This is a genomic window from Ramlibacter sp. MAHUQ-53, assembly GCF_052600055.1.
Map to the genome: position 1 here is coordinate 669,575 of NZ_JBQWTS010000001.1, position 15,705 is coordinate 685,279.

A 15,705-nucleotide genomic window follows, 5' to 3' on the forward strand; every position below is an offset into this window, starting at 1 on the left:
CGCTATTTTCGCACCGCCGCCAGCGCGCCCTCCCCCGGCTGGAGATGGATCTGGCGTTCGAACGCCTTCAGGCGCTTGTAGACCGAGATCAGTTCGACGATGGTCCCCCAGCTCAGGACCAGGAACTGGAACGAGCCCTCCACCCGGTCGAAGGCCCGGGTGATCTGCTGCATCGCGCCCAGGGTGATGACGCCGGCCACCACGGTGGGCGCCAGCGCGATCAGCGGGATCAGCACCGAGAACTGCAGGTACGACCACTTGGCCACGTCGAAGTACAGGTAGTGGAAGAACAGCCGGAAGTAATTGCGGCGCACGTCGTCGAACAGCGCCTTCACCGCCGGGCCCTGGGCGCGCTGCGGGTCGTCCTCGCCGTAGACCAGCTCCTTGCGGTAGGCCGCCTCGACCCGCTGGTTCTGGAACTCCAGCCCCGGCAGCTTGAAGCCCACCGCCGCGAGCAGCACCGTGCCGGCCATGGCGGAGACGATCGCGACCCAGACCATGGAGTGCGGCACCGGCCCGAGCCAGGGCAGCTCGGTGACCTGCGCCGACAGCGCCCACAGGATCGGCAGGAAGGCGGCCAGGGTCATGAGGCTTCGCATCAGCTCCACGCCCAGGCCCTCCATGATCCGGGCGAAGCGCATGGTGTCCTCCTGCACGCGCTGCGCCGCGCCCTCGATGTGGCGCAGGCGCTCCCAGTGGGCCATGTAGTAGTCGTTCATGGCCTGGCGCCATCGGAAGATGAAGTGCTTGGTGAAGAACTCCACCACCACGGTGATCACCACGTACAGCATGGCGATGCGGCCGAAGGTGAGCAGCTCGCCCCAGAACTGGGGCAGGGTCACGCTGCCGGGCTTGGACAGCGCGCTCTGCACCGTGTCGTAGAACACGCCGAACCACTCGTTGATCTGCACGTCCAGGCTGACGCGGTACCAGGTGGTGTAGAGGATCAGCGCCGAGCCCGGGAAAGCCCAGACCCACCAGCGGCGCGAGAGGAAGAAGGACTTGAACATGCGGGGCATGGTAGCGGCGCCCCGCCGCCCGCCGGGGGCTCAGGTGAATTCGGCGGCGAGGGTGCCGAGCCAGCCGAAGTCCGCCTCCACCCGCTGCCCCGGCGCCACCGGGATCGGGGGCACGCAGGCGCCGGTGGTGACGAACTGGCCGGCCTGCACCGCCTGGCCGGCCGCCCCGATCTCGTTGACGAACCAGACCAGGGCCTCGACCGGGTCGCCCAGCACGTTGCGGCCCACGCCCTCGGCCGTGCGGCCGTCGCTCACGCGGGCGCGCACCTGCAGGCCGGGCAGCGCCGCGAGCTGCTGCGGCTCGGGCGCCACCGGGGCGCCCAGCACCATGTCACGGCAGCAGGCGCAGTCGGCGACCAGCTGGGCCTCGCCGGCGCGCTCGAACTGCGCGAACCGCGAATCCGGCACCTCGATGCCGGGGTGCACCGTGGCCACCGCCGCCAGCACCTCCTCGCGGGTGTAGCCGCCGGCGCGCGGCGCCAGCGTGCGACCGAGGGTGAACACCACCTCGCACTCGGCCACGCGCATGCGGTTGCCGGCCAGCGAGACGGCGGCGCCCGGGCCGGCCACGCGGTGGGCGAACACCGGCCCGGCCAGCGGCCCGCTCACCGCGATGTGGCGCTGTCCGGCCTCGCTGGTGGCGGCGATCTTCCAGCCGGCGACGGGCTGGCCCAGCAGCGCCGGCCAGGCGGCCTGCGCCGCATAGCCCTCGGCGCGGGTGCGCGGGCGGATGGCGTCGGGCAGCGCGTCGACATGGCGGTCGCCGCGCAGGCTGTCGGCCAGCTCGGTGGCGGCGCGAAGCAGGTGGTCGTGCATGGGGTGGCTCCTGGGATGGGTGTTCAGACGGCGGGGACGTTCGTGTCCTTCAGCACGCGCAGCACGAAGCTGGACTTGCTCTGTCGGATGCCGGGGATCTTGTACAGCTTCTCGCGCAGCAGGCGCTCGTAGTCGCGGGTGTCCTTGACGGCGATGCGCAGGTGGTAGTCGTAGTCGCCGGAGACGAGATAGGCGTCGAGCACCTCGGGGATCTGGGCGAGGGTCTTGCCGAAGTCGAACAGCGTCTGGTCGGTATGGCTTTCCAGCGTGAGCTGCAGGATCACCGTCTCCTTGTAGCCCAGGCGCGCGCGGTCGATCTCGAGGCTGTACTTGCGGATCACGCCCTCGGCCTCCAGGCGCTTGATGCGGCTCCAGCAGGTGGTGGGCGACAGCTTCACCGCCTCGCCGATCTCCTGCAGGGTGCGGCGCGAGTCGGACAGCAGCTCGCGCAGGATGGCGAGGTCGAACTTGTCGAAGCTGGCCGGGGCGTCATCGGCCAGGGGCGCGGTGCGGGCCGGCTTGGCCGGCTTGCGGGTGTTTTTCGGCCGGGTCATGAAAATGCTCCTGAATTCCTGCGCGGATTCTGCCCAAGGACCGAAGGAATTTCCGCCACGCAGGCGACACCGCCGAACGCCATCCCGCCAGCGCCGCCGGCCTGCCCGTTTTTTGGGCAAACCGTGGAAACCCAAGCCTGGCGCGGCTTGCGGAGGTTGTCCCGCCCGCTGTCCACAGCCTCGCCCACAGGCGCCGTGGGTAACCCGGCGAGGCGCCGGAAGGCCTCAGCCCGCCTCGCGCAGCCAGGCCAGGAGGGCCTCGCCGGCCAGGGCCGAGGCGCGGCCGAAGCCGGCCACCAGGCGGGCGGACAGCGGCTCCAGGACCACGAGGGAGAAATCGGACAGCTCGAAGGTGGGCGCCGAGTCGGGGAAGCGCGCGAGGTAGTGCGCGCGCGCCGCGGCATGGCGCGGGTCGCCGGCGGGCAGGGGCGCGGCCCGGGCCTGCAGGGCCACGCGCGGCAGCGCCTGCGGCGGCCAGGGGCCGTCCTCCGCCGCCGTCACCAGCAGGCCCACCCGCGGGTGCTCGCGCATGTCGCGCGTGTGCGTGGCCAGCTCGCTGACATGGACCAGGAACGCGTCGCCCCAGGGTGCGAGCACGAAGGGCACCATGGAGACGGCGGGCTCGCCGCGATGCAGGGTGGCGAGGGCGGCGACGCGGCGGCCCGCCAGCAGGCTCCGCAGCAGGCGTGAAGATTCGGCATCCATCCGCGCATTGTGGTGCGTCAAGCCGGCGCCCGAGGCGCCACCTACAATCCGCGGCTTCGCCCCTGCCCCACCTGGAGATTCCTTGCACACCATCCTGCTCGTTGAAGACGAAGAGCTGCTGCGAAGCGGCATCCAGGAGGTGCTCGAGCTCCAGGGCTTCCAGGTGCTGGTGGCGGGTGACGGGGCCGAGGCGCTGGATCGCATGGCCGGCACGCGGGTGGACCTGGTCGTCACCGACCTGGTGATGCCGAACATGGACGGCGTGGAGTTCGTGCGGCGCGTGCGCGAGGACCAGCCGGCGCTGCCGGTGATCGTGGTCTCCGGCAGCAGCGGCTCGGTGGCGACGCGCCTGGGCATCGGCTCCATCGACATCCCCGGCGCCACCGCCGCCTTCCCCAAGCCCTTCAGCGCCACCGACCTGGTGGGGCGCATCCGCGAGCTGCTGCCCGCCTGAACGAGCCGGCGCCGGGGGCCGGCTGGAATGCGCCTGCGCGGGCGCTGCTGCGCGACGGCGGCGTGATACCTTCGATCCTGGAGCAGCACCTGGGCCGGCAAGCGCCGCATCACCCGCGTGCGCCGCCTGCTGGAGCGCGCACGCAATCGGCATGCCTCCCCCTTGATGCCCGGGCCCCTGCCAGGCAAGCTCAGGAACCTGATACGCATCCGCGACATCCTCAACCCCTGAGACCGACCATGACCCTGGCTGCCGACATCGTCAAAGCGTTCACCCCCACGGGGCGGCTGCGCGCCTCCATCAACCTGGGCAACCCCATCCTCGCCGGCAAGCGGGCCGACACCGGCGAGGTCCACGGCGTGTCCGTGGACCTGGCGCGCGGCTTCGCCCAGCGCCTGGGCGTGGAACTGGAGCTGGTGGTCTTCGACACCGCCGGCAAGTCGGTCGACGCGGTGACCCGCGAGGAGGCCGACATCGGCTTCTTCGCGGTGGACCCCAAGCGCGGCGAAGGCATCCACTTCACCGCGCCCTACGTGCTGATCGAGGGCTGCTACCTGGTGAACCAGGAGTCCCCCCTGGAAAGCAACGAGCAGGTGGACCACGCGGGCATCCGCCTGGTGGTGGGCCTGGGCAGCGCCTACGACCTGTACCTGACCCGCGAGATCAAGGCCGCCACGATCGAGCGCGCGCCCAGCTCGCCCGCGGTGGTGGAGCATTTCATCGCCACCGGGGCCGACGTGGCCGCCGGCGTGAAGCAGCAGCTCGAGGCCGATGCCTCGCGCATCGGCGGCCTGCGCCTGCTGCCGGGCCGCTTCATGGTGATCCGCCAGGCCATGGGCTGCCCGCGCGGGCGCGGCGACGCGGCGGCCGCCGCCCTGCGCGCCTATGTCGAAGAGCAGAAGGCCAGCGGCTTCGTGGCCCGGGCGCTGGCGCGCCACGGCATCGAAGGCGCCTCGGTGGCGCCGGCGGAGTGAGCGGCGGCTGCGGCCGCCGGGCCTCGCTTGCGCCCGCCCCCCCGACGCGCGCCGCCGCCCTGCGGCGGCCCGGCGTGCCCGGTGCTCACGCCCCGGCCGTGAGGCCCGCGGCGGCGGCGCGCCGGTCGCGCCGCTCGATCACCCGCAGCACCAGCAGCAGGCCGGTACCCGCCACCATCACCGCGGCGGCAAGGTACAGCCCCACCGCGTAGCCGCCGAAGCGCGCGGCCAGCGCGCCGGTGACGGCAGGCGCCACGATCTGGGCAGCGCCGTAGGTCATCGTCATCTTGCCCATCATCTTGGCGGGCCGCGTGGGGTAGTAGCGCCCCGCCATGGTGAGCACCAGGCTCACCATGCCGATGAAGGTGCCGCCGAACATCACGGCCCCCAGCAGCGTCATCGCCAGCCCGCCCACCGCTACCGGCAGCAGGATCCCCACGACCTGCAGCACCGCGGCCAGGATCAGGGCATTCAGGTCGCCGGTGCGCCGGGCCACGAAGTCCCAGCAGATGCAGGCCGGCGCGGCCGCCAGGCCGATGGCCAGGAAGGCCAGGTTGCCGCGGCCGCCCAGGCCCGGCAGCTGGTTCACGATGGCCACGATGAAGGTGGCGCTGACCACGTAGCCGACGCCGGCGCAGAAGTAGGCCGCCATGAAGACCCGCAGGTACAGCGCGCCGGGGGGATGGTCCTCCATCTTCGCGCCGGCGGCGGTCAGGCCGGTGGTGTCGGGCGGCGGCAGCCAGCGCAGGGCCGGCACCAGCAGCACCACGGCGACGGCGGTGAAGGCGAACCACTGGCCCTGCCAGTCGAACCAGCGCGCGAACACCTCCACCAGCACCGCCGCCCCGGCGATGCCCAGGCCCAGGCCCGAGAAGTGGATGCCCAGCTCGCTGCGGTGGCCATGGCGGATCAGCCAGTTCATGATCAGGCCGGTGCCAAGCAGCATGCCGGCGGCGCTGCCCAGGCCGGCGAGGTAGCGGGAGACGGCCCACAGCACCACGTTGGACGCCAGGCCCATCATCACCGTGGTGGCCACGGCCAGCACCATGCCCAGGCGGTAGAGGCGGTCCTTCAGCACGAGGTCGCCGACCAGGGAGGCGATGAGGGCGCCGGTCAGGTAGCCGGCGTAGTTGATGGCGGCCAGCCAGCCGCCCTCGGCGACGCCCAGGCCCGCCTGGGACTGCATCAGCGGCAGCAGCGGGGTGTAGGCGAAGCGGGCCACGCCCACCGACAGCAGCAGGCTGAAGATGCCCGCGGCGAGGACGCGCAGGCGTTGTCGTTGGCCGTGCATGGCGTGGGGCTCCTCCTGCCTGCGGCGTGGATCGGGGCGCCGGGCGGCCTGGCCTGGCCGCCCCTGGGCGCGAAACCGAGTCTAGCGAATGGCGCGACCCCGCCCGGCCCTCGGCGTTCAGCGCTTGTAGCTGTCGTCGATGCGGTCGACGCGGCGCACCAGGGCGTCGAACACGTCCTGCCCGGCGCCGAAGCGGGCGTCCCACTGCAACGCGTCGTCGGTGGTCTTGCGGGCCACCGCCTCGCTCACCGGGATCGCCGGGCCGAGGGCCGCCTGCATCACCTGCACCTCGCAGGCGCGCTGCAGGGTCCACAGGCGCACCAGCGCCAGGGGCAGGGTCGGCCCCGCGGCCAGCAGGCCGTGGTTCCGCAGGATCACGAGCGGCTTGCTGCCCATGCTGGCGAGCAGGCGCGGCGCCTCCTCGGCATGCACCGTGATGCCCTCGAAGTCGTGGTAGGCCACCAGGTCATGCAGCTGCGCCGAATAGAAGTTGTTCTGCGCCAGCCCGCCCTGCGTGCAGGCCACCGCCAGGCCGGCGGTGGTGTGGGTGTGCATCACGCAGTGCGCGCCCTCCACATGCTCGTGGATCGCGCCATGGATGGTGAAGCCCGCCGGGTTCACCGGCCAGGGCGAGTCGTCCAGCTTGCGGCCCTGCACGTCGATCTTCACCAGGTTGCTGGCGGTGACCTCGGAGTAGTGCAGGCCGAAGGGGTTGATCAGGAATTGCCGCTCGCTGCCGGACACGCTTTCGGGCACGCGCACGGTGATGTGGTTGTAGATCATCTCCGTCCACCCCAGCATGTCGAAGATGCGGTAGCAGGCGGCGAGTTCGACGCGGGCCTTCCACTCGTCGGGGTGAAAGTCGGCGGCGGTGCGTTGGGTCATGGTCGCTCCAGGGCGTTGCAGGGGTTTTCTCAGGCGAAACGGAAGGAAATGGTACCCAGCGGGCCGCGGTCGCACGGAAGGTGTCGCCGCGCGCACCCCGCGTGAGGCGGGTGAAGGAGCCGGCCAGCACGTCGAAGACCGGCACGCCCGGGCCCTGGAGCGGCCGGCCCGGGACGGCCTGCATGGATGCCTCGATCCAGCCCGCCAGGCGCAACCCTAGCGCACGACGACCTTGCCGACCATCCCGGCCTCGAAGTGGCCCGGGATCAGGCAGGCGAACTGGAACTCGCCAGCCTGCGTGAACTGCCAGACGATCTCGCCGGTCGCACCCGGCTTCACATGCGCCATGTGCGGCGCGTCATGCTCCATGCCGGGGAACTTGCGCATCTGTTCCGCATGCTCGGCCAGCTCCCGGGGGGTGCCGATCACCAGCTCGTGCATCACCTGGCCCCGGTTCGCCACGCGCAGGCGCACCGTCTCGCCGCGCCGCACGGTGAGCGTGCCGGGGACGAAGCGCATGTCGTCACCCATGCGGACCTGCACGGTGCGGGTGACCTTCTTCGGGTCGCCCTCCTGACCGAAGGGCGTGGCCTCGACCCGCGCGGGGTCGAAGGCGCGGGGCGCGCCCCCATGGGCCGCATCGCCATGGGCGCGGGCCGGCAGCATCGGGGCCAGGGCGAACAGGGCCGCCAGCGTGCAGGAGAGGAAGCGTGTCATCGAGGGCCGGTGATCAGGATGTCGGGAGCGCATGATGATGGCAGATGCGTCGGCCCCGCCGAAGTTCCGCCGCCCCCCGCCCGGCTCACACCGGCAGGAGCAGCCCCGGGTCGACCTGCGTGGTGCGCGAGACGCCCAGCATCGCCATGTCGCGCGAGACCTCCTCGCGCAGCAGGCTGATGCCCTTGCGCACGCCGGCCTCGCCCGCCACCGAGGCGGCGTAGTTGAACGGCCGGCCGACAAATACGAACCGGGCCCCCAGGGCCAGGGCCTTGAGCACGTCGGTGCCGCGGCGGAAGCCGCTGTCGATCATCACCGGCACCTGCGGGCAGGCCTGCACGATGCCGGGCAGCACCCGCATCGGCGAGACCGTGCCATCGAGCTGGCGACCGCCATGGTTGGAGACGATGAGGCCGTCGGCCCCGCAGTCCACCGCCATGCGCGCGTCGCGCACGTCGAGCACGCCCTTGACCACCAGCCGGCCCGGCCACAGCCGCCGGATCAGGCGCAGGTGGTCCCAGGTCAGGTGGCCGCGGTCCGAGAAGTCCCGCAGCACCGAGGCCGAGAGGATCGGCGCGCCGCGCTGCGCGTGGTTGTTCTCGAAGTGCGGCATGCCATGGCGCACCAGGGTGCGCAGGAAGGTGCCGACCAGCCAGCGCGGATGCGTCACGCCCTGCCACGCCAGGGACAGGCTCGGTCGCAGCGGCGTCGAGAAGCCGGCGCGGATGTTGTTCTCGCGGTTGGCGGCGATGGTGACGTCCAGCGTCACCACCAGGGTGCCATAGCCGGCCGCCTTCACCCGCTCGACCAGCGCCTCGATCTGGTCCTCGCGCCCCGGCACGTAGGCCTGGAACCAGGCCCGCGGGTTGGCCTGCACCACCTCCTCCAGCCGGATCAGCGAGGAGCCGCTCATGACCATGGGCACGTTCTCGGCGGCCGCCGCCTGCGTGAGCACCAGGTCGCCCCGGTAGGCGGACAGCGCGCAGATGCCCATGGGCGCGATGCCGAAGGGCGCGGACCAGGTGTGGCCGAACAGCTCGGTCTCGGTGGAGCGCCGGGAGGTGTCCACCAGCACCCGGGTCACGAACTCGTGGCGCTCGAAGGCCGCGGCGTTGGCGCGCAACGACTGGTTGCGCTCCACCCCGCCCGAGACATACGCGAACACGGGAGCCGGCAGGTGCCGGCGGGCCGCCGCCTCGAAGTCGTCGAGGCACAGGATGTGGCCCAGGCGGCGAGGCAGGGCCGGCGCGGCGGAAGGGGGCATCGCTTACTTGTCGGTCCAGGGCATGGTCTGCCACAGCGCCTTGAACCCGGCCTCGTCCTCCTTGAGTTCGGCGGCGTAGGCGGCCGGCGCGAGGTAGCGGATCGGCGCGAAGTAGCCCGCGGCCTTGGCCTGGAACTCCGGGTCCGTCACGGCCTTCTGCACCGCCGACACGAGTTGCTCGCGCACCGCGGGCGGCAGGCCCTTGGGCGCGGCGATGCCGCGCAGCGACGCCATGATCACGTCCAGGCCCTGCTCCTTGAAGGTCGGCACGTTGGGCGCGAGGCCGGAGCGCTTCTCGCTCATTTGCCCCAGGTGGCGCAGCGGGGTGCCGCCCTTCTGGTACTGCAGCGCCTCGCCGATGTTCATGGCGGCGACCATGATCTGTTTGCCGGCGATCGCGTTGTGGACCTCGGCCGCGCCCTTGAACGGCACGTGGGTCATCTTCACGCCGGCGGCGCGCTCCACCATCAGCGCGGCGAGGTGGTCGTCGGAGCCGACGCCGGTGGTGCCGTAGGTGACCTTGCCCGGGTTGGCCTTCGCAAAGGCCACCAGTTCGGCCAGGTTGCGGATCGGGGTGTCGGCATGCACCGAGAAGTTGCCCGGGTCGTCCACGATGTTCCCGAGCAGGTCGTAGTTCTGCCAGTGGAAGCTGGACTTGCGCTCGATCGGGATGGTCAGCACGTTGGGCGTGTTGATGAAGCCGATGGTGTAGCCGTCCGGTGCGGCGTTGCCCAGCTCCGCGAAGCCGATGCCGCCGCCTGCGCCCGGGCGGTTCACCACCACGATCGAGGCATTGGGGCCCAGGTGCTTCTGCATGTACTGCGCCATCAGGCGGGCGATGATGTCCGTGCCGCCGCCGGGGGCGTAGGCGACGATCATCTTGACCGGTTGCTCCGGGTAGGCGGCGCGGGCCAGGCCCGGCGCCACGGCGGCGGCGCACAGCGCCAGCGCCGGCAGCACGCGGCGAACGAGGTGGGAGAAGCGTTGCATGGGGTTGTCTCCTGGGGGTTTGAGCGGTGCGGCGGCCGGTTCAGCCGAGGATGCGCGCGCGGCGCTCCACGAACGCGGGCCAGACCTCGGGGTTGACCAGGCGCGGCGGGCGCTCGCCCGCCAGCACGGCGGCGATCTGGTCGGCCGCGATGGCGCCCATGTTGCGGCGCGCCTCGTGGGTCACGCCGGCCACGTGGAAGGTGGCGAAGACGTTGTCCATCGCCAGCAGCGGGTGGTCCAGCGGGGGCGGCTCCTGGTCCCACACGTCCACGCCGGCGCCGGCCAGGTGGCCCGACTGCAGGGCCTGCACCAGGGCGGCCTCGTCGTGGATGCCGCCGCGCGCGGTGGTGATGAAGATGGCGCCGCGCTTCATGGCGGCGAAGGCGGCCGCATCCATCATCTTCAGCGTGGTGGCGTCGCGCGGGCAGTGCAGCGAGACGAAATCGGACTGCGCGAGCAGCTCGGCGAATGACACCGCGCGAGCACCGCGGCGCTCGATCTCCGCGGCAGGCAGCAGCGGGTCGGCGGCCACCACCTGCATGCCGAAGGCGCGGGCCAGCGCGGCGACCCGGGTGCCGATGTGGCCGATGCCCACCAGACCCAGCGTCTTGCCGCTGATCTCATGGCCCATCACGTCCTCGCGGGCGTAGCCGACCTCGCGGCGCATGCGGCGGTCGCCCTCCAGCATGCGGCGCGACACGCCGAGCATCAGGCCCAGGGTGTGCTCGGCCACCGAGACGGCGTTGCCGCCGGACTGGTTCACCACCGCGATGCCGGCCGCGGTGCAGGCGGCCACGTCCACCGTGTCGTAGCCCGCGCCGCCGGCGGACACGCACAGCAGGTCCGGGCACTGGGCCAGCAGCCCGGCGCGGGCGAACCAGGCCTGGGGCAGTTCGTCCTTGGCGGCGGAGATGTGATAGACGTGGGCCTGCGACAGCGCATCGCGGGTGGCGGCGTCGTCGCCGCGGATCTTGAATACCCGCAGCGCCACGCCCGGCTCGCGCGCCAGGCGTTCGTCGAAGGCGGCATCGATCCACAGGTCCGAGCGGACGACGCGTTTGGAAATCTGGGTTGCGGCCATGTGCTGCCTGGGGATTCCGGGGGGAAGATTCGATCGCTCAAAATGTACAATAAAAAAACAATTTGAAGCCTAGCCCTACCCAAGGGTTAACCCTTCACAGGCGCCGCGCCATCGATTCCCGGCTCGAGAATACAAAACGGAAACAAAAATGGCTGCCACCGACAAGGTCTACGAAGTGCTGAAGCAGCGCGTGGTGGCCGGCGCCTATGCGCCCGCGGCGCAGCTGAAGGAGGAGCACCTCGCGCGCGAGCTGGGCACCAGCCGCACGCCGGTGCGCGCCGCCCTACAGCGCCTGGTGGACGACGGCCTGGCCACCGCCGAACCCGGCCGCGGCGTGCGCGTGGCGCAGTGGACCGAGTCCGACATCGAGGAAACCTACGAGCTGCGCGGCCTCCTGGAAGGCCATGCCGCCGCCCTCGCGGCGCGGCGCGGCGGCCTGGCGCTGGCCGACCGGCTCGACGCGCTGAACGACGAGATGGACCGGGCCATCGCCAAAGGCGGCCGGGCCCTGCCCGAGCGCCTGCAGGACATCAACGCGCGCTTCCACCGCGCCGTCCTCGAGGCGGCCGGCTCGCCGCGCCTGCGCGGCATGCTGGCGGGCGTGATCGACATGCCGGTCGTGACCCGATCGCACTTCATCAGCACCCTGCAGGACAAGGTGCAGAGCCTGCAGCACCACCGCGACCTTGCCGCCGCCGTGCGCGCCGGCGATGCCGACCTGGCGCGCCAGGTGATGCAGCTGCACCTGCGGGTGGCCCAGCACCGCTTCCGCCGCCAGCGCGAGGCGCTTCGCGAGGCGCGGCAGCCAGGGCCGGCCGCATGAGCCCGGCGCGGCGAGCCGCGCCCAGGGCCTGGCCGGGTCAGGCCCGCGGCTCGGCGGGCCGCCCGCCCAGGGCCACGGTCAGCCGCGCCGCCGAGGCCTTGAGTTCGCCGGTGAACGCCGGGCGCAGGCGCTGCTCCGGGGCGGTCAGCGTGAGCGCGCCCACCAGCTCGCCCGCCGCATCCCAGACCGGCGCGGAGATACCGGCCAGCCCCGGCACGCGGTCGCCGGTGACCACCACATGGCCGTCGCGCCGCACCTGCTCGTAGAGGCGCCCCTTCGCGCCGCTGAAGGCCATCAGCACCCGTCCGCCGGCGCCGCGGTCCAGCGGCAGCAGGTCGCCCGCGCGCACGTGGTCCCGCAGCAGCTGCGGCGAATCGACCCGGAACAGCACCAGCCGCTGGTCCCCTTGCCGCACGTGGAAGGCCACGCTCTCCTGGGTGCGCGCCACCAGCGCGCGCATCTCGGGCACCACCACGTCCTCCAGCGAGAACGAGGCGGCGTGGATCGATGCCAGGCGCGAGACCTCCGGCCCCAGCGCCCAGTGCCCCTGCGCCGTCCGCCGCAGCAGCCCCCCGTGCGCCAGCGAGGCCAGCAGCCGCAGCACCGTGCTCTTGTACAGCCGGGTGCGGTCGGACAGCTCGGTCACGGTCAGCGCCTTGTCGCCGGGCCGGAAGGCGGCCAGCAGGCTGATCGCCCGGTCGACCGCCGCCGCCCCGCCGGGCGCGGCCTGTTCATCGGCGACGGAGAGGACGGAGGATTTCCTGGGCATGGCGTGCGGCGGGCCGCAACCGGTTTGACATCCGGCGGCCGGGTTTCGATAATTGGTCCATCTTACAGCATTGCGTTCTGTCTGTCAGAACAAAAAAGAAGGCCCATGCCCCCCGAGAACCCACCCCAGGTCCTGATCAGCGAAGTCGGCCCGCGTGACGGCCTGCAAAGCGTGAAGGCCACGATGCCCACCGCGCGCAAGCTCGCCTGGATCGATGCGCTGCATGCCGCCGGCCTGCGCGAGATCGAGGTCGGCTCCTTCGTGCCCGCGAAGCTGCTGCCGCAGATGGCCGATGTCGCCGAGGTCGTACGCCATGCCCTGGGCAAGCCGGGCCTCACCGTGATGGCTCTGGTCCCCAACCTGCGCGGGGCGCAGGCGGCCCTGGAGGCCGGCGTCCACAAGCTCACCCTCCCCGTCTCGGCCAGCGAGGCCCACTCCCTGGCCAACGTGCGCAAGACCTGCGCGCAGATGGTCGAGGCGGTCCGCGAGATCGTGGGGCTGCGCGACGCGCTGGCGCCGCGGGTGCGCATCGAGGCCGGCGTGTCCACCGCCTTCGGCTGCACCCTGCAGGGGGTGGTGCCGGAGGACGACGTGGTCCGCCTGGCCGCCGCCCTCGCCGCCGCGGGCGCCGACGAAATCGGCCTGTCCGATACCACCGGCATGGCCAACCCGGCCCAGGTGCGCCGCCTGTTCAACCGCGTGCGCGCCGAGATCGGCCCGCGCACCGGCGCGGCCCACATGCACAACACCCGCGGCCTCGGCCTGGCCAACTGCCTGGCCGCGTACGACGTCGGCGTGCGCACCTTCGACAGCTCGCAGGGCGGCCTGGGCGGCTGCCCCTACGCCCCCGGCGCCTCGGGCAACGTGGTCACCGAGGACCTGGTCTTCATGTTCGAGGCGATGGGCGTGCGCACCGGCGTGGACCTGGAGAAGCTGGTCCCGGCCCGCGCCGCGCTGCAGGCCGGCCTGCCGGGCGAGCCGGTCTACGGCATGACCCCCGAGGCCGGCCTGACCAAGGGCTTCACCTACGCCGACGGCCGCCGCCCCCACCGCGAGCAGCTGCTCGCCGCCACCACCGGACCCTGCGAATGACTTCCCCGAGCGAACTCCCCCTGGCCGGCCTGCGGGTCGTCGAATTCACCCACATGGTGATGGGCCCCACCTGCGGGATGATCCTGGCCGACCTCGGCGCCGAGGTGGTCAAGGTCGAACCCGTCGCCGGGGACAGCACGCGCAAGCTGCTCGGCTCCGGCGCCGGCTTCTTCGGCACCTTCAACCGCAACAAGAAGAGCCTCGCGGTCGACGTGAAAGACCCGCGCGGGCGCGAGATCGTGCTGCGCCTGCTGGCCCAGGCCGACGTCTTCAGCGAGAACTTCAAGGGCGGCACCATGGACAAGCTCGGCTTCGGCGCCGAGGCCCTCGCCCGCCTCAACCCGCGCCTGATCTACGTCTCGCACAAGGGCTTCCTGCCCGGTCCCTACGAGCACCGCACCGCGCTCGACGAGGTGGTGCAGATGATGGGCGGCCTGGCCTACATGACCGGCCCCGAGGGCCGCCCGCTGCGCGCCGGCACCAGCGTGAACGACATCATGGGCGGCATGTTCGGCGCCATCGGCGTGCTGGCCGCCCTGGCCCGGCGCGAGCGCACCGGCCGCGGCCAGGAGGTGGAGAGCGCGCTGTTCGAGAACAACGTCTTCCTCGTCGCGCAGCACATGATGCAGTTCGCGGTGACCGGCAAGCCGGCCTCGCCGATGCCCAGCCGCATCAGCGCCTGGGCGGTGTATGACGTGTTCACGGTGAAGGACGGCGAGCAGATCTTCCTGTCCGCGGTGAGCGACACGCAGTGGGCCCTGATGTGCGACGAGTTCGGCTTCGCCGACCTGAAGGCCGACCCGCGCCTGGCCTCCAACAACGCCCGGGTGCAGGCGCGCGAGTGGATGATGCCGCTGCTGCGCGAACGCTTCGCGCCGCTGGCCGCCAGCGAGCTCGCGGCGCGCTTCGAGAAGGTCGGCCTGCCCCATGCGCCGATCACCCGCCCGCAGGACCTGTTCGACGACCCGCACCTGCTGGCCACCGGCGGCCTGGCCCCGGTGACCCTGCCGGCCGACGCCAGCGGCGCGGGGCGCGCCGTCGAGACGCGCACGCCGCTGCTGCCGCTGGCCCTGGACGGCGAGCGCCTGGGCCTGCGCGCGCCGCCGCCGGCGCTGGGCGAGCACACCGAATCCCTGCTGCGGGAGCTGGGCTACGACGAGGCCGCCATCGACGGCCTGCGCCAGGCCCGGATCATCGGCATGCAGGCCTCCCCCACCCCATCGAACCCCTGAGACTGGAGACAACCCATGAATTTTTCGACGACGCGGCGCAGCCTGCTCGCCCTCCCGCTGCTGGCCCTGGCGGGCGGCGTGCACGCGCAGGCCCCGGCATGGCCGGTGAAACCGGTCAAGATCGTCGTGCCCTATGCGGCCGGCGGCCCCGCCGACGTGACGGCCCGGGAAATCGCGCAGAAGCTGGCGGCGGCCACCGGCCAGTCCTTCGTGGTCGACAACCAGGGCGGGTCCCTGGGCATCCCGTCGCTGCTGGCCGTGACCCGCGCCGAGCCCGACGGCCACACCCTGTGGATGCCGGCACTGGGCAACGCGGTCCTCCAGCCCCTCCTGAGCAAGCAGGGCGGCGCCGAGTACATCGCCCGGCTGCGCCCGGTCGGCATGGTGACCAGCAGCGCCCACGTGCTGGTGGTGTCGTCCAAGCTGCCGGTGAAGAACGTGCAGGAACTGGTGGCCTACGCGAAGGCCAACCCGGGCCAGCTGAGCTTCGCGTCGGCAGGCGTCGGCGGCACCGCCCACCTGGCCGCGGAACTGTTCAAGAGTCTGGCCCAGGCCGACGTGGTGCATGTCCCCTACAAGGGCAGCGCGGGGGCCGTCAACGACCTGGCGGCCGGCCGGGTCCAGGCCATGTTCAGCAGCCTGCCCTCGCTGCAGCCGCTGGTGGACAAGGGCTATGTGCGCCTGCTGGCCGCGACGGCGCCCAGCACCTCGCCGGCGACGCGCTCGCTGCCGCAGATGTCGGCGACGCTGCCCGGCTTCGAGTACGCCTCCTGGTACGCGATGTACGCCCCGCGCCAGACGCCGACCCCCGTGGTCGCGCGCATCAACGCCCTGATGCAGCAGGTGCTGAAGGACCCGGACCTCAAGGCCCGGATCGAGCCCCACGGCATGGAACTGGTGCCCACGGGCCCGGAGGAAGTCGCCACCTGGGTCAAGCGGGACGAGGACAAGTGGCGCGCGGTGATCAGCAAGGCGGGGATCACCCTGGACTGAACGCCGCCCTCCCGCCCGCTCCCTTCGAACGAGACGCATCAGCCCC

At 72.1% G+C, this 15,705-nt stretch carries 17 protein-coding genes; 6 read left to right on the top strand and 11 right to left on the bottom strand.

Annotation, left to right across the window (positions count from 1 at the left end):
* Positions 1-2 precede the first annotated feature (2 nt).
* The 4 genes from sbmA to ACT80S_RS03020 all read right to left on the bottom strand — a co-directional run bounded on the left by sbmA (position 3) and on the right by ACT80S_RS03020 (position 3,094).
* Positions 3-1,019, bottom strand: coding sequence for a peptide antibiotic transporter SbmA (gene sbmA / locus ACT80S_RS03005; RefSeq protein ID WP_377412398.1), 1,017 nt, complete (start codon positions 1,017-1,019; stop codon positions 3-5).
* 30 nt (positions 1,020-1,049) lie between these two features.
* Positions 1,050-1,835 carry a 2-keto-4-pentenoate hydratase gene (locus tag ACT80S_RS03010; RefSeq protein ID WP_377412400.1) on the bottom strand — a complete coding sequence of 262 codons (786 nt, stop codon included), beginning with the start codon at positions 1,833-1,835 and terminating at the stop codon, positions 1,050-1,052.
* Positions 1,836-1,858: 23 nt separating this feature from the next.
* Complete coding sequence (locus ACT80S_RS03015; protein WP_377412403.1) at positions 1,859-2,389, bottom strand: Lrp/AsnC family transcriptional regulator; 531 nt, start codon at positions 2,387-2,389, stop codon at positions 1,859-1,861.
* A gap of 225 nt (positions 2,390-2,614) precedes the next feature.
* Positions 2,615-3,094: a HugZ family pyridoxamine 5'-phosphate oxidase gene (locus ACT80S_RS03020; RefSeq protein WP_377412406.1), complete on the bottom strand. Its 480-nt coding sequence runs from the start codon at positions 3,092-3,094 to the stop codon at positions 2,615-2,617.
* Positions 3,095-3,176: 82 nt separating this feature from the next.
* On the opposite strand from ACT80S_RS03020, the gene ACT80S_RS03025 reads away from it, so the two are divergent.
* Both ACT80S_RS03025 and ACT80S_RS03030 read left to right on the top strand, forming a co-directional pair.
* The gene (locus tag ACT80S_RS03025) at positions 3,177-3,548 is read left to right on the top strand and encodes a response regulator transcription factor (protein WP_377412409.1); all 372 of its coding nucleotides are present in this window, start codon (positions 3,177-3,179) and stop codon (positions 3,546-3,548) included.
* Positions 3,549-3,787: 239 nt separating this feature from the next.
* Positions 3,788-4,522: an ABC transporter substrate-binding protein gene (locus tag ACT80S_RS03030; RefSeq protein WP_377412412.1), complete on the top strand. Its 735-nt coding sequence runs from the start codon at positions 3,788-3,790 to the stop codon at positions 4,520-4,522.
* Between the two features lie 85 nt (positions 4,523-4,607).
* On the opposite strand, the gene ACT80S_RS03035 is transcribed toward ACT80S_RS03030, so the two are convergent.
* The 6 genes from ACT80S_RS03035 to ACT80S_RS03060 form a co-directional block, all read right to left on the bottom strand.
* The gene (locus ACT80S_RS03035; RefSeq protein ID WP_377412415.1) at positions 4,608-5,813 is read right to left on the bottom strand and encodes a YbfB/YjiJ family MFS transporter; all 1,206 of its coding nucleotides are present in this window, start codon (positions 5,811-5,813) and stop codon (positions 4,608-4,610) included.
* Positions 5,814-5,930: 117 nt separating this feature from the next.
* The gene (locus tag ACT80S_RS03040) at positions 5,931-6,698 is read right to left on the bottom strand and encodes a class II aldolase/adducin family protein (RefSeq protein ID WP_377412418.1); all 768 of its coding nucleotides are present in this window, start codon (positions 6,696-6,698) and stop codon (positions 5,931-5,933) included.
* A gap of 216 nt (positions 6,699-6,914) precedes the next feature.
* Positions 6,915-7,415: a cupredoxin domain-containing protein gene (locus ACT80S_RS03045; protein WP_377412421.1), complete on the bottom strand. Its 501-nt coding sequence runs from the start codon at positions 7,413-7,415 to the stop codon at positions 6,915-6,917.
* Between the two features lie 85 nt (positions 7,416-7,500).
* Complete coding sequence (locus ACT80S_RS03050) at positions 7,501-8,679, bottom strand: alpha-hydroxy acid oxidase (RefSeq protein ID WP_377412424.1); 1,179 nt, start codon at positions 8,677-8,679, stop codon at positions 7,501-7,503.
* A gap of 3 nt (positions 8,680-8,682) precedes the next feature.
* Positions 8,683-9,669: a tripartite tricarboxylate transporter substrate binding protein gene (locus ACT80S_RS03055; RefSeq protein WP_377412427.1), complete on the bottom strand. Its 987-nt coding sequence runs from the start codon at positions 9,667-9,669 to the stop codon at positions 8,683-8,685.
* 40 nt (positions 9,670-9,709) lie between these two features.
* Complete coding sequence (locus ACT80S_RS03060) at positions 9,710-10,750, bottom strand: hydroxyacid dehydrogenase (protein WP_377412430.1); 1,041 nt, start codon at positions 10,748-10,750, stop codon at positions 9,710-9,712.
* Positions 10,751-10,898: 148 nt separating this feature from the next.
* On the opposite strand from ACT80S_RS03060, the gene ACT80S_RS03065 reads away from it, so the two are divergent.
* A complete protein-coding gene (locus tag ACT80S_RS03065; RefSeq protein WP_377412433.1) occupies positions 10,899-11,573 on the top strand; it encodes a GntR family transcriptional regulator in 675 nt (224 codons plus the stop codon).
* Positions 11,574-11,610: 37 nt separating this feature from the next.
* Here ACT80S_RS03065 and ACT80S_RS03070 read toward each other — a convergent pair whose 3' ends face one another.
* Positions 11,611-12,342: an IclR family transcriptional regulator gene (locus ACT80S_RS03070; protein WP_377412436.1), complete on the bottom strand. Its 732-nt coding sequence runs from the start codon at positions 12,340-12,342 to the stop codon at positions 11,611-11,613.
* A gap of 105 nt (positions 12,343-12,447) precedes the next feature.
* On the opposite strand from ACT80S_RS03070, the gene ACT80S_RS03075 reads away from it, so the two are divergent.
* Genes ACT80S_RS03075 through ACT80S_RS03085 form a run of 3 tightly spaced genes read left to right on the top strand, consistent with a single transcriptional unit; the run spans position 12,448 to position 15,659 of the window.
* Positions 12,448-13,434, top strand: coding sequence for a hydroxymethylglutaryl-CoA lyase (locus ACT80S_RS03075; RefSeq protein ID WP_377412439.1), 987 nt, complete (start codon positions 12,448-12,450; stop codon positions 13,432-13,434).
* The gene (locus ACT80S_RS03080) at positions 13,431-14,666 is read left to right on the top strand and encodes a CaiB/BaiF CoA transferase family protein (RefSeq protein WP_377412442.1); all 1,236 of its coding nucleotides are present in this window, start codon (positions 13,431-13,433) and stop codon (positions 14,664-14,666) included. Before ACT80S_RS03075 ends, ACT80S_RS03080 begins: the two co-directional genes overlap by 4 nt.
* Before the next feature lie 15 nt (positions 14,667-14,681).
* Entirely contained in the window at positions 14,682-15,659 is a 978-nt protein-coding gene (locus tag ACT80S_RS03085; protein ID WP_377412444.1) for a Bug family tripartite tricarboxylate transporter substrate binding protein, read from the top strand.
* The last annotated feature ends 46 nt before the right edge of the window (positions 15,660-15,705 follow it).

Coding starts and splice junctions, on each gene's coding strand:
- sbmA (WP_377412398.1), bottom strand. CDS start 1,019: ATGCCCCGCATGTTCAAGTCCTTCTTCCTCTCGCGCCGCTGGTGGGTC.
- ACT80S_RS03010 (WP_377412400.1), bottom strand. CDS start 1,835: ATGCACGACCACCTGCTTCGCGCCGCCACCGAGCTGGCCGACAGCCTG.
- ACT80S_RS03015 (WP_377412403.1), bottom strand. CDS start 2,389: ATGACCCGGCCGAAAAACACCCGCAAGCCGGCCAAGCCGGCCCGCACC.
- ACT80S_RS03020 (WP_377412406.1), bottom strand. CDS start 3,094: ATGGATGCCGAATCTTCACGCCTGCTGCGGAGCCTGCTGGCGGGCCGC.
- ACT80S_RS03030 (WP_377412412.1), top strand. CDS start 3,788: ATGACCCTGGCTGCCGACATCGTCAAAGCGTTCACCCCCACGGGGCGG.
- ACT80S_RS03035 (WP_377412415.1), bottom strand. CDS start 5,813: ATGCACGGCCAACGACAACGCCTGCGCGTCCTCGCCGCGGGCATCTTC.
- ACT80S_RS03040 (WP_377412418.1), bottom strand. CDS start 6,698: ATGACCCAACGCACCGCCGCCGACTTTCACCCCGACGAGTGGAAGGCC.
- ACT80S_RS03045 (WP_377412421.1), bottom strand. CDS start 7,415: ATGACACGCTTCCTCTCCTGCACGCTGGCGGCCCTGTTCGCCCTGGCC.
- ACT80S_RS03050 (WP_377412424.1), bottom strand. CDS start 8,679: ATGCCCCCTTCCGCCGCGCCGGCCCTGCCTCGCCGCCTGGGCCACATC.
- ACT80S_RS03055 (WP_377412427.1), bottom strand. CDS start 9,669: ATGCAACGCTTCTCCCACCTCGTTCGCCGCGTGCTGCCGGCGCTGGCG.
- ACT80S_RS03060 (WP_377412430.1), bottom strand. CDS start 10,750: ATGGCCGCAACCCAGATTTCCAAACGCGTCGTCCGCTCGGACCTGTGG.
- ACT80S_RS03065 (WP_377412433.1), top strand. CDS start 10,899: ATGGCTGCCACCGACAAGGTCTACGAAGTGCTGAAGCAGCGCGTGGTG.
- ACT80S_RS03070 (WP_377412436.1), bottom strand. CDS start 12,342: ATGCCCAGGAAATCCTCCGTCCTCTCCGTCGCCGATGAACAGGCCGCG.
- ACT80S_RS03075 (WP_377412439.1), top strand. CDS start 12,448: ATGCCCCCCGAGAACCCACCCCAGGTCCTGATCAGCGAAGTCGGCCCG.
- ACT80S_RS03080 (WP_377412442.1), top strand. CDS start 13,431: ATGACTTCCCCGAGCGAACTCCCCCTGGCCGGCCTGCGGGTCGTCGAA.
- ACT80S_RS03085 (WP_377412444.1), top strand. CDS start 14,682: ATGAATTTTTCGACGACGCGGCGCAGCCTGCTCGCCCTCCCGCTGCTG.